Source organism: Rhodohalobacter sulfatireducens (assembly GCF_022012475.1).
In the GTDB taxonomy this organism is placed as follows: Bacteria; Bacteroidota; Rhodothermia; order Balneolales; family Balneolaceae; genus Rhodohalobacter; species Rhodohalobacter sulfatireducens.
On the sequence record NZ_JAKLWS010000020.1, the window covers coordinates 67,858 to 81,056 of the forward strand.

Here is a 13,199-nt window from a genome sequence, read left to right on the forward strand (position 1 = left end):
ACCGGTCAAGAGTTTAGTTTATCTCACTCCCGTTTATTTTAAACACCCAGGCTGTACTCAAATTCTCAGCATTCGTAACCTCGTCCGGAATTTGAATGCTCAAGCCGTTTTCTTCATCGAACTCCCAATTTAACGGATCTTCATATCCAAGAAGCATCACTTCAGATCCTTCATCAGGTTGCAGGTAGCTGAATTGAGCTGTTTGACCAGGTTCCTCCAATAAAATTCCATAATACACAGGTTCTCCTTTTTTCTTCGTGTATCGAATGGATTCTCCCTCACTGAAATGATTTTGAAGTCGATCCGTCTCATAAATAGCTTCCCCGTTGATATCCATCCAGTCGCCCATATCGGCCAGCCGTTCAACGCTTGCATCGGGAATTATCCCCTCTGCAGTCGGCCCCACATTCAACAGGTAATTTCCACCTTTTGCGGCAATATCCACGAGATTGTGAATCAATGTTTCGGATGATTTCCAGTTATCATCATGCTCTTTGTATCCCCAGGTATCATTCATAGTCATACAAGCTTCCCAATCAAAGTTGCTGGTACTTTCCAGGATCTCTTGCTCGGGTGTGCCAAAATCTCCAAGATAATCACCCCCTTCTTCATTCATCCCCTGCATGCCTTGCCTGCCAACGTCAACGCGATTATTGATGATTAGTTCAGGGTCCATTTGACGCAGCATCACGTACATATCCTCGGCATGTTCATGCGTCCATTCGGGAATCCACTCGCCATCAAACCACATGACAGCCGGATCATATTCCTCCACCAGCTCCCTCACTTGGGGCTTGAGATAATTCTCCACGTAGCGATCAAAATTTGGATTCATTTTCTCACTGGTATTGTAATCGGGATAGTGCGGGGCTTGTGCATCCGGGTGATGCCAATCCATGATAGAGTGATAAAATCCAAGTTCTATACCGTGTTTGTCGGCAGCCACTTTCAGCTCATCCAGCAAGTCCTTTTCTATCTGTGCAAAATCAACTGAGTTGTAATTCCCAACTTCAGAATCCCATAAAGCAAATCCATCATGATGTTTGGAGGTGATGATGATATACTTCATTCCGGCATCTTTCGCGATCTGTACCCACTCGTCAGCATCATACTCGGTTGGGTTAAACTGCCGGGAGTATTCTTCATATTCCTCAACCGGAATTTCTGCCCGTTCCATAATCCACTCACCAATTCCCTCGAGACGTTCTCCATTATGAACGCCGGCAGGAACTGCATATGGGCCCCAATGAATAAAGAGGCCGAACTTGGCATCACGCCACCACTCCATTCGTTCGTCAAACGCTTCTTCGGATTCATTGAGAATCTCCTCCCGGGATAGCGTGTTTTCCGTTGTCGATTCTGAGGTTTCTGAACTCTGGCAAGCGAAAGAAAGAGTTATAAGAAGTATTGAAAGTAGGGTGAGTATAGTCTTTTTCATTATAATCAGGATTAAATGTTCAGAAAAAGTCGTTGCGAGAAAGTGCAAACCAACACAGGAATGAATAACTGATTCTAACTTGTAACTTCTACTTCAAAATCCCAGCTTTTAAAAGCTTAAACCCGTCGCATAATTCGCGAAAAGGCATTCCCTTGCGGCAACACTTCATGCATTGCGTTTTTTCGTTTACAAAGACAATGTTATGCTCTTTCAAAAAAATCGGATGATACTGTAAATCGCAGCTAACAATATTGCAACAACACTCACCCAAAAAGAGATATCATAAAATTTCCCCGGTTTTAATTCCGGTTTCAATTGTCTATACCTGAAATGTATAGCTGCAAAAACTACAATCAAAAGTAAAACTGATGTAAAAAACCCGCCGATGATAATCATCAATACCGGGAGCTGAACAAAAAGAAACATCAGTGCCCATAACATTGGAAATACCCATGCAAAAATGGCAATTGCTTTCCGCCGTTGCTCAATATCATGAAAATCAAGGAAACCAAGTTTTCCGAATGCATCTGAAAAAATACGGGTCCAGCTTGCCAGAGCGCTGAAAAGCGTTGAAAAGAGAACCACTACAGCACAAATCAAAAATATAGTTCTTGCCCCGGGGCCCAGTGTTTCTGTGTACATCCCCGATAAGGTTTCAATCATTTGATATCCTTCCGGAATCCGGTCCTGCACATGCAGAACTGAAGCTCCCAATATGTAGAATGCGGCAGTCACCAGTGTATACACCACCATCGATAAGACTGCATCCCAATACATCACTTTTGTCCACCCTTTGGCTCTTGCAACCCACTCTTTGGTTTGATCTGCAGGACCCGTGTAAGCTGCATACCCCTTTTCGATACACCAATAGTGATAGTACATGATCTCATCACCGCCAACTCCTGTAAGACCGAACGCTGCAATTGCAACCCCGACTGTTGCCGCAGGCAAATTGAACTCCAGTCCGTAGGCGATATCCTGCCAGCTGTAGGCAAAATCAGTGAATTGCAGGAAATAGACAGATAAAAAAGTGAGAATCGTAAAAAATGCGATCATCACCAGTGAAAACCGTTCTACAAAAGAATAATAGCCGCGAAAAACTAATAGTGATGCTAATATTGCAGTTATCATTGTCCAAAGCGTCACATTCACTGAGGGAAAAAAAATGTTCATGGTAATGGCCACACCACCAACAATTCCACCAACCTGCAACAGTTTAAAGAGTTGTATAAATAGCCAGGTCCAGATCGTCCAGTTGATCTCCCTGAAATTCCAGCCCGGCAATCGGTTGAAAGCGCTCATCACTGTTTCTCCATTACTGATGGCGTGCTTCCCAAACTCGAGTTGCAAGGTGACTTTAATCAGGCAACTCAAAATAATCACCCAAAATGTTACAAAACCGGCACGCGCACCGAGTGTAGTCGTTGCAATCAGTTCGCCGGACCCAACGATAGCAGCCGACATCACAAACCCCGGGCCTAAGTGCTTCAAAGTTTCCCAAAAAGTGGTTGGTGGATCTTTGATATCATCCCTTGTGAGCAGATAGGGATCTTTTGGGCGATCTTTATTTACATCTTCCATGAAAATAAAATTTAATATGGTAGAATCGTGTGGGGAAAGGTTTGAGCTGTATCAACTTAGACATCCCCTTTTGCTCACAAATAGTAGCTTTTTTTAATCGACAAGACAAGTCATGTTCACGGTTTGAGGTTTGAGGTTCAAAGTAACCATGCTCTGATGTCGCAAATGTCTCGTTTGTGCCATCAGATAATGTAGGAGTCGACCTGGGGTACTGGTGTGATCTCGGAAAACGGATGAATTGAGAAAAACGATCTTCCCCGTATTTGCATTTATCCCGCACAACTCAGCGAACCGTGAACCATGCATCCTGATTCCTGCATCTTCTACCCTGCTACTTGTTCTTCTCCTCAATCCACCGGCTCATGAACTTTGTACTGTTCATGGTGTGGTGCCGTAACATTGAACCGATAAAATTTTTTCTCCGGTGAGACTCCAGGTTCATCCGGATTTCCTCAATTTTAGTGAGAAGTGACTCATCGAATTTCTTCAGATCAAACCGTTTTTTGAGAAGTTCATAACCTGCCTGTTGCGATCTCTCCCAAAATTCTTTGTTTTGATAAAGTTGAACGGCGGCGTTTGCAAACTGTTCGGGATCGTTACTGATTACACCATTCCATTTACATCCGAGTTCAATGCCTTCAGATCCAATCGAAGTGGTTACGCTTGGTGTACCGCTCAAAGCTGCATCGACCAATTTCCCTTTTAAACCGGCTCCAAATCTCAACGGTGCCAACAGAACTTTGGCTTTGCTTATGACGGAGAGAGCATCACTTGCACGGCCTTTGATGAGAAATCCATCATCCGGATTACTCAGCTGAAATACTTTTTTGGAAGGGTATGAACCGTAAGCATAGAACTTTGCTTCCGGCAGTTGCTTTTTGATCAGTGGCCAGATCTCCTCTTTTAACCAAAGAACTGCATTCCAGTTTGGCTCATGTTTGAAGTTCCCAATGGAAATAAATCCATTTCGATCGTCAAAAGTCGGAGGATCTTTCACTATCGAATTTGTTTCAAAATCCAACAGGTAGGGAAGATAAAAGAGAAGGTTTTCATCTACTTCAAAAATCTCTTTGAGAATTTTCATCTCTGCGTCTGATATAATCAGCGACAGATCACATCTCAAAATACTGGCAATCTCTCGCTTTGCAGTATCCTCAAGAAGCAGGTTCCCTACATGAAATTCTTCTTCGTTATTGTATGCATTTTGTCGAGCAATTCTTAGACTGTGAAGATCAATGGTATCAAGGATACGAATCGTTTCCGGGCAGTTCTCTGCAACCCGCCAGCCGAACTGTTCTTCAATCATAAACCGATCAAACAAAACCATATTTGGTTTTAAATCTCTTATGAACTCATCGAATGATGAATCATTAATTTTGATCGGTTGTTCGGTAACACCTATTCCATCCAGATCGAAAGAATATTCACTGTTGGAAGCGGAACTTGAAAATGTAATCTGCCAACCGGCATCCAGAAAAAGCTGAATTAGCTGCACCATTCGACTGCCCGCAGCTGAAGATTTTGGCTCCGGCCACACTTTCCCGATGATGAGTAGAGTTGGGCTATTTGGCATGATTTAATTTTTCAGTGGTTTGTCAATTCGGTGGAATGTACAACAGATAGCTTGTCCATTCCCTGAAAAAACCACTTCAATATGGTGATTACGGCAACCAATATCTCGTCTTTCAAAGAGTAAAATTTTTTAAGATTTTAAGTGCCGGACAGGCTGTCCGACGTACGTACAACGGGCAGCTTGCCCGTTACCCAAAATATATACATACACTTCGTATGGTGTTCAGGGCACAAGATATCATTTCACTCTGAGGACAAAAGTTTTTATAGATTCAGTGGTGCCGGACAGGCTGTCCGGCGTACAAATTAATAGAATCTCCCGGTGTTGCTTACAAACGCAATTTTCTTACTATCCGGCGACCAACTTGGGACGTTGATGGTTCCCTGTCCACCATATAAATACGCTATTATTTCTGGTTCTCCCCCATCAACCGGCATCATGCGGAGCGTTACATTTTTGTAGAATGGATGATCTCCCGATGCCACATCCGTACCGTAACTGATGAAAACCATCTTCTCACCATCGGGCGAAATATGTGGAAACCAATCGTTGAAATTTTCATCGAAAGTGAGTTGAGTCTGGTTGCTTCCATCAGCATCCATTCGCCAAATCTGCATCGTACCGGTGCGGTTTGAGTTAAAATAGATATACTCTCCATCGGGCGAGTATTCCGATCCATCATCCAAATGCGGTGTATCGGTAAGTTGTGTTTCCTCCATCGTATTCACGTCGGATGCGTAAATATCGTACTGACCATTCCTGTTACCCGTAAAAATCACAGTTTGATTATCGGGTGATATTCCATGCAGGTACGATGCCCCGACTCCGGATTGAGTCACCTGTTTTGGATTGTCGCTGCCTTCAACCGGGAGTGTATAAATTGTGGAGTTACCGTTGTCAGCCTCGTTATGATGACTGATCGCGAGCATCGTTCCATCAAAAGACAGTACGTGATCATTGTTATTATTCGTTGCAAAACCTGTGTTCAGATGTGTGATTTTTCCATCATCAAGCCAGTAATTATACAGGTATCCATTAGAATTAAAGATCAATCTCTCGTCGTCTACCGTCCAATTAGGAGCCTGTATGGACCGTTCAGAAGTATGCAAAACTTTTTGAGTACCCGCCTCTATATCCAATACTTCAAGCCGACTCCCTAAATATTGTTGATACTGAACTAAGTCGGACGGAGCCGGTTTGGTAATTCTTACATTTTTAAAGACCGCCGTTTCCACCACATCTTCGTTGTGGGCACTAACATAAATTCCTGCAAATACCTGATTATTCAACTCAACATCCGCAACCTCAACAGTTGTAAATGGCTCGCCCTTCTTAGTTGTTTTCATGATATAAGTCCCGTCAACCCGAGACAACTCAACAATATTCGGTAAACTATCAGAAGAAGTGCTCTCCAACGTTTCGGCCCCTTCCGACTGCCGGTATTGAAGGGAGGTTAGTCCGTCTCCATGAACTGCCGCGTTGACCATCGCAGAATTCGCAGTCAATGTATTCCGTACTGTCCATCCAATTTTTCGATGCGGATCAACACCATCACCCAAAAATTTAATCTCGGCCCGAAGAATAAAATCTCCCTGGACGGTGGTCCAAAGGTATCGGAATTCATCATTATCAGACCACATGTTCTCACCGGAACCTGTTAAAGTATACTCACCGGTTTGAGCGTTGTAGGATGCGTTCCCTTCATGTTTTACATCCCCAATATCGAGGGTATTATCAAAGATTCCCAGATTTTGATTGTTTTGAGCGGTCATGGATAGAGCAAAACCAATAATCAAACTGATTAAAACGGGGAATGTGTAGCGAAAAATTAGTGCAGACATAGATATTTTGATTTATCAATTTTTGATAGGTAGCTGTCTATGAAAGTTGAACATTTTTAGACTTTAAAACTAATCATACCTGGGCGACGGAATGTAGATGGTATTCTCAAGTGATTTGTAATATTCCAGATCGTGTTCAGGTTTTTCAAATTGATCGGGAATTGGCCTCTCAGAAAACGTTTGAAAGTAAAGCACACAGGAATCTCTCCATCGAACAGCATCTTTCTCCTGGATTTCGAGTAACGCCTTCACACGTTCAAATCGCTGCTGATCGATCAGTCCTTCAATTGAATTCCACTGATCCTGCATCCGTCGAACTTGTTCAACCCCTTTATAATAGTTGTGAACTAACTCCTCCCAGAGAGTTCGACCGGAGTCCATTTCATAATCCCAATCTACATGGTGGAACCACAGTAAATAATCCTCGGGGGTTGTTTCAATATTTCTAAATTTACTTTCCAACGGTTCATGGTACTGTTCGATAGCATTTGAGCCGGTTTCAGTCCGATCAAAGCCAATTCCTTCTTCATCTGCTTTATGATAATAGACAGCTGTCCAATCAGAACGCGGAAGGTCTGATGTCCACGGCGCCGGACCGTAATGGTGTCCCTGCGCATACAGATGTGTTAAACCCAATGGCGACCGATAGTTCACGCCGGCTTCGCGTGATTCCATCATCACATCTCCAATCGGATCTATGAATTGTTCGTTATTCGTGAACGTCATTTTCATCCATTCATCTGCAATCTCATCTGCTGAAAGTGTATAATCCCAGGCCAAACGACCATACGCGTACCAATTGGACTGAACGAACGGGTGTCCCGTCCAATTTCTGTAATTCCCAATATTCAAAACCCCGGCCATACCGGTATGTTTATAATCAAACACTTCCCCTGAAATCACATCTCCCACCGTTGATCCTTCTCCCTTTGCATAGGTATCTGCATCAAGTGCCTCCTCAAAAAGAGTTCCCTGGTACGCTAAGTGATAGGAAAAACCGAAATATTCCTGTGTGATCTGAAGTTCAAGCATAGTGTTTGTTTCTTCCATCGCGCCAAAAAGTGGAGAGAAAGGCTCACGAGGCTGGAAGTCGATCGGGCCGTTTTTTACCTGGAGGATTACGTTGTCTTTAAAATCCCCATCCAGGGGTACAAACTCATCATAGGCTTCACGAAACCTATCCTCCTGTTCCGGACTGTAGACAAAAGCTCTCCAGATAACCACCCCTCCATGAGATTCAACCGCTTCCGCCAACACGTTCGCACCTTCAGCGTGATTTCGGTCATACGCAAACGGACCCGGTTGGCCTTCGGAATCCGCCTTCACCAAAAATCCACCAAAATCAGGAATCATCTCATAAATCTGATCGGCTTTATCTGCCCACCACTTTCGAACTTCGGGATCAAGCGGATCGGCCGTATCCAATCCCCCAACTGAGATGGGTGCCTGGTAATTGATAGAGATAAACACCTGTATTCCATAAGGCCGAAACATATCCGCCAGAACTACCAGCTTCTCTAAAAATTGATCGGTCAACATTCGCGGATCGGCATTCACATTATTTACAGCCGTCGCATTGATCCCGATGGAAGCGTTCAACCTGGCATAATCGGTGTACCTTGGATCTTTATATTCAGGAAGCGTTCCCCAATCCCAAATGGAAAGCCCGGCATATCCCCGTTCCACTAAACGGCTCAAATTATCCCAATGATTCACCATTCGATACTCCACTTTTGGCGCACTGTGAATTGAGATATCTGAAATATCCTCGTAGGTCTGAAGCTGCCTCATTAAATCAAAAACACCGTATAGAAGTCCAATGTTGCTATTTGCAGCAATAACTATTGTCTCATATCCATCTATACCTGCATTTTCAATCACATATCCCTCATCCCCGACTGTTTCTAATTTATTCGCAAAATCTAAACCGGCAATCTCTTCGGAAGTTTCCGGTGTACCGATCACCAGTGTCCCATTTACCTGTATATTATTATGAAATGGAACCTCCATATCTAAAAGCCCGGTTATTGCTTGCTTCAGTTCAACCTCAATGGCCCGGGTTGTTTCAGAATTGCCTCTCAAAACAACCGCTCTTACCAATTCCTTGTATTCATATAAGAGCTCATCATCCTCCACATTTTCGTATCTGAGCCATGCCCTGTAGCCATCTTCGCTGGTATTTTGAGCCGTTAAATAAACGGGGTGGATAAGGAGCAAAAGAAGTAAAAATATGGATAAAGATAAGCCGGATAATCTCATGTTCGGAAAAGGTTGAATTTCATTTTAGCATTTTATCATATCTCAATCAGTTTATAAAAAAAAAAAGCCTGATTCTTCAACCAGGCTTTAATTCTTATAGAAAGTCTTTCTGATTAATTGGAAATATTAACCCGTATGCCGGCCCCGATTACCACTTGCCCGTCATCATTAGGAATATCTCGTCCAATAATGTACTTAACCTCACCAAACGCACGTCCAACACCGATGTTTACTTCAGCACCTCCACCGGCATTTAGACCTGTGTATGTTTCTGATTCTGAGATATCTCCCACAGAAACTTTGGCATAAAGTACGTTCAAGCCCGTAAGTCCATACAGGCTTACTGCTTCTGAGTCAACTAACATTAAGTGTACATTCGCATTTCCATCGATTTGTGTGAGGTTGTCTTCAGGTTTTGAGTAACCTACATCCCCGCCAATTCTCAGTGGTAAGCTTGGCAATTTGTAATAAGCATTCACCTGAAAATTAAAATCTTCAGATTTACTCCCATAGCCTACACCGCCTCCCACTGAAATAGACTGGGCTTTAACGGAAATTGTACTTATTAAAAACAATCCCAATGATAATAGTAATGTGTATTTAAGTTTTCTCATTTTTGTGCTCTTAGAAAATTAGTTTTTATATGACTTGAGAAATATGAAGATCAATTTTAAAATTTCAAAAAATATCTGGGGGATACTTTTTCATATGATTGACAGTTCCAAAAAATCTTAATTTTTTAAAAAATCTTACACAGTTATGATTGCTTTCAGATCTGTTTTTTAGTATCAATAGAGAAACAATTAAAAAACCTGAGATGCTGTTATGATGAATGCCCCTATAAAAATTATTGCAATCGCTTTTTTCGCTCTTTTTTTAGTAGTTCAACCCCCTGCTGAAAATAACAATAATTTAGTTCTACTCTCAAAATCAGAAACTGCAGAGAACACTATCACCTCTAAAAATATCCAGGAATATCCTGAAAGATTAGTTTCTCTGATTGAATATTTCGATTCCAAAGATCTTGATTTAGAGTCGCTTTTGGATGAGCCCGAATTCGAGATTTATGATGGAATTGGAGATCGTTTTCGAAAATCAGCTGAGCGTAAAATTGGAAGTCTTGAAGACTATTTGCGCGTGCTCGGTTATGAGAATAAGAAAGGAAGAATTGGTGATTTCATGGATACCTACTCAGCCGCTCTGCAACAGGCTGAACAAACCTATGACATCCCAAAGTATGTGATTGCAGCTATTATCGGCATAGAATCTGATTTTGGACAAAATATCGGAAGCTTCAATCCTCTCAATGTGTACGTCTCAATGTATACTGAAGATTATCGTGCAGATTTTGCGAAAGCACAGTTAGAAGAACTGTTGCTTTTTACCAATCGAAACAATATCGATGTGTTTGAGCTGAAATCCAGCTATGCCGGTGCAATGTCATACGGTCAGTTTATTCCATACTCTATCAACAGGTGGTTTGTTGGAGATGACATTTTTGACATGGAGAACAACATCCAGTCGATAGGAAATTACCTGGCTCACTTTCACGATGTAACTGGATCGCTTGAAGGTGCAGTTTTCCGATACAATCCAAGCAGTTTATACAGGGATGCGGTTCTGACTTTAGCAGATGCTGCAGAACAATCTTACAGCATATCGGAATAACTTTCCGGGAACCTTTCAATTATTTCCGGTACAGATGGTTTGAATTCAAATCATCAAAGGATGAGCAACCAAGAAGTGTCAGGATGTATCTGGCTTGTTTTTGCCAAATTCCGAACAGGTCATCCAGCTTCTTGTATCCTCCATCCATGATTGCTTTAATTACGGGTTGAGCGGTCGCAGTAAAATCGGCTCCGAGTGCTATTGCTTTCACAATATCGAATGAGCTTCTGATACCTCCTGATGCAATAAGTTCAAATGTCTTTTTACTTTTCAGAGGTATGATCTGATTAATGCAGTCAACAGTTGGGATGCCCCATTCATCAAACTCATGGAGTGGATCTGTTTGATTGGATCGAAGGTTCTCTACTTTTGACCAGCTTGTTCCCCCGGCTCCCGCCACATCAATCACTGTAACACCAATACCTAAAAGTCTTTCTGCAACAGATTTGGATATCCCTGCTCCCGTCTCTTTCACAATTATAGGGCATTCTACTTTATTCGCGAGATTTTCAATTCCTTTCTCAACTCCTTTAAAGTTTCGGTCTCCCTCCTGCTGTACTAATTCCTGCAGTGGGTTGAGATGTACAATCACGGCATTAGCATCAATACTCTCAATCATGCGGCGAATTTTTTCATCCGAAAGACCATCGATCAACTGTGCTCCGCCTATATTTGCTGCGATGAAAGCGGTGGGTGCATAGGATCTCACAACTGAAAAGGATTCCTCCTCGGCGGGATCCTCCAGCATCACACGCTGACTACCCACACCAAAAGGCAGATTATTATTTTCACAGAATTCAGCAATAATTGTATTGACCGCCCCTGCTTCGGAATACCCCCCGGTCATAGAGGATATAAACAATGGAAATGAGAAATCCCTCTCAAAAAGCGAAGCTGAAAGACGTACTTCAGTACTATTAATTTCGGGTAGTGCATTGTGGACAAAATCAAGCTCATCAAACCCGGTAGTTTTTTGGTAGTTCACATCTCTGTTGATACTTAATTCAACATGTTCCTTCTTTCTTTTTTGAATGGACATAATTTTGAAAGCAAGTTTCTTATTTTGGGTAGTCAATTCATTCGCATATGTACAAATTATTTGATCAATATATTCATTCCCTATGAGTTCTTTTGGTTCAACTAACAAACTTTATTTAATACCAACACCGATTTCCAAACAAAAAGAGAATCGGGTTCTGCCTGAGCACACTGTACAACTAATACAAAATCTGACCTGTTTCGTGGTTGAGAAAGCTCAAACAGCACAAAGCTTCTTACAGTGGATTGACCACCCGACTCCCCTTCATGAAATTACTTTCCGCGTTCTAAACAAGAAAACACCCGAACATGAAGTTCTCAGTTTTATAAAGTTATTGGAAAATCAATCTGTGGGGCTCATGTCTGAAGCCGGTGCGCCCGGCGTGGCTGACCCGGGATCATTATTGGTAAAACTGGCCCATGAAAAAGGAATACAGGTTGTACCCCTGGTTGGTCCTTCATCCATATTGCTTGCCCTTATGGCATCCGGATTAAATGGTCAACATTTTACATTTCATGGCTACCTGCCGATCAATGAATCTAAACGCTCAAAAAAGATCCAGGAGCTCGAAAAAGACTCACTAAAATCGGGTTGTACTCATATTTTTATGGAAACCCCTCATCGAAATAAAAATTTATTCGATCAGCTATCCGGCAAATTACGCCCGGCAACAAAATTGTGTATCGCAGCGGGCATCACATCAGACAGCGAATTTATTGAGACTAAAAACATCAAAGCATGGAGGAGCACAAGCCGGCCGGAACTTGAAAAAAAGCCTGCATTGTTTTTAATCAATGCAAAATAAACATTCAATCTCTTATAGCATTTTTTACACACTTGCGTAATTTCTCAATCACTCTCGATTTTTTGGTCCTGAAGTTACCGTGACTCATATTGAGTTTCTTCGCCACATCTTTGTCTTTTTCATTGATATACTTTAAAACCTGCAGAAAAAAGGTCCGCCTACCTTTCTTCAGTTTTTTGATACAAAATTCAAGGAGCTTCTCTTTTTCTTCCGAATAGATAGACCCGATTATTTCATCGCCGCTAGAACCAATAACTTCCGAAAAGTATGAATACTCACTTGGTACTTCTACCTTATCATTTCTCAATATCATGAGGTACTCATTCCTGGCTGACCTTACCAAGTAACCAAAGACATCATTGATCTCGGTAACCGCCCCGTCAACGATTTTTTTATAGACTTTTTCAAAAGCCTGCTGAGCACAATCTTTTGCTGTTTCTTCGTCTGACTTCATAACAGTGACCAGATACAAAGCCATTCTTTTTATAAATAAATTTGAGATACGATTTATCTCAGAATAATCAGCCGACGTTATGAGTTCGTAAAATTCTTTACTCGAAATGTTTTCTTGTTCCAAAAAAGTGATAACTGCCTGATTCTTTTTACTTTAAAAGATTAATTTTTTCTTAAAAATGATTTGCAGAAAGTCAACGTATATGAATATATTTATAAAACAATATATAATTATTGTATAAAATTATTTTATAAAAACTAATTTAAAATATATTCTAATATCTATATTTTTTCTGTAACAAAACGGTTTCTCGTGCATCCTACTACTGTATAGTATATCAAAAATTTTTGCCTTCGAATGGCAAATTTCAAATAATTTTCACTAATACTAAATCAACAGACACTACTATGAAAGCTTTACACAACCTCCGACTGTTAACTGCCACTGTAATTATCGCCCTGTTTGCCGGATGTGCCGGAATCACCGAGGCCAACCTCTCCGAGACCAACGCCCCGGATGCGCCTGCCGTATCGGCCGAATC

10 protein-coding genes are annotated in these 13,199 nt (G+C 41.7%); 2 read left to right on the top strand and 8 right to left on the bottom strand.

Annotated elements, in window-relative coordinates; genetic code table 11:
- Nucleotides 1–13: 13 nt before the first annotated feature.
- From L6773_RS14280 to L6773_RS14305, 6 genes are all read right to left on the bottom strand, one after another.
- A complete protein-coding gene (locus L6773_RS14280) occupies nucleotides 14–1,438 on the bottom strand; it encodes an alpha-L-fucosidase (RefSeq protein WP_237855116.1) in 1,425 nt (474 codons plus the stop codon).
- A gap of 210 nt (nucleotides 1,439–1,648) precedes the next feature.
- A complete protein-coding gene (locus tag L6773_RS14285; protein ID WP_237855117.1) occupies nucleotides 1,649–3,019 on the bottom strand; it encodes an Nramp family divalent metal transporter in 1,371 nt (456 codons plus the stop codon).
- A 331-nt stretch (nucleotides 3,020–3,350) separates the two neighbouring features.
- Complete coding sequence (locus tag L6773_RS14290) at nucleotides 3,351–4,592, bottom strand: glycosyltransferase (protein ID WP_237855118.1); 1,242 nt, start codon at nucleotides 4,590–4,592, stop codon at nucleotides 3,351–3,353.
- Between the two features lie 305 nt (nucleotides 4,593–4,897).
- Nucleotides 4,898–6,433: a TolB family protein gene (locus tag L6773_RS14295; RefSeq protein WP_237855119.1), complete on the bottom strand. Its 1,536-nt coding sequence runs from the start codon at nucleotides 6,431–6,433 to the stop codon at nucleotides 4,898–4,900.
- Nucleotides 6,434–6,502: 69 nt separating this feature from the next.
- Complete coding sequence (locus L6773_RS14300; RefSeq protein WP_237855120.1) at nucleotides 6,503–8,692, bottom strand: alpha-glucuronidase family glycosyl hydrolase; 2,190 nt, start codon at nucleotides 8,690–8,692, stop codon at nucleotides 6,503–6,505.
- Nucleotides 8,693–8,805: 113 nt separating this feature from the next.
- Complete coding sequence (locus L6773_RS14305; protein ID WP_237855121.1) at nucleotides 8,806–9,306, bottom strand: outer membrane beta-barrel protein; 501 nt, start codon at nucleotides 9,304–9,306, stop codon at nucleotides 8,806–8,808.
- 211 nt (nucleotides 9,307–9,517) lie between these two features.
- Here L6773_RS14305 and L6773_RS14310 point away from each other — a divergent pair, with 211 nt between their 5' ends.
- Nucleotides 9,518–10,360: a lytic murein transglycosylase gene (locus tag L6773_RS14310; protein WP_237855122.1), complete on the top strand. Its 843-nt coding sequence runs from the start codon at nucleotides 9,518–9,520 to the stop codon at nucleotides 10,358–10,360.
- 19 nt (nucleotides 10,361–10,379) lie between these two features.
- On the opposite strand, the gene fni is transcribed toward L6773_RS14310, so the two are convergent.
- Nucleotides 10,380–11,399, bottom strand: a complete 1,020-nt coding sequence (gene fni / locus L6773_RS14315) for a type 2 isopentenyl-diphosphate Delta-isomerase (RefSeq protein WP_237855123.1) — start codon at nucleotides 11,397–11,399, stop codon at nucleotides 10,380–10,382.
- Between the two features lie 82 nt (nucleotides 11,400–11,481).
- On the opposite strand from fni, the gene L6773_RS14320 reads away from it, so the two are divergent.
- Complete coding sequence (locus L6773_RS14320) at nucleotides 11,482–12,204, top strand: SAM-dependent methyltransferase (RefSeq protein ID WP_237855124.1); 723 nt, start codon at nucleotides 11,482–11,484, stop codon at nucleotides 12,202–12,204.
- A gap of 4 nt (nucleotides 12,205–12,208) precedes the next feature.
- Here L6773_RS14320 and L6773_RS14325 read toward each other — a convergent pair whose 3' ends face one another.
- Nucleotides 12,209–12,658 (bottom strand): RNA polymerase sigma factor, encoded by a 450-nt coding sequence (locus tag L6773_RS14325; protein WP_237855125.1) that lies wholly within the window; start codon nucleotides 12,656–12,658, stop codon nucleotides 12,209–12,211.
- Nucleotides 12,659–13,199: the final 541 nt, after the last annotated feature.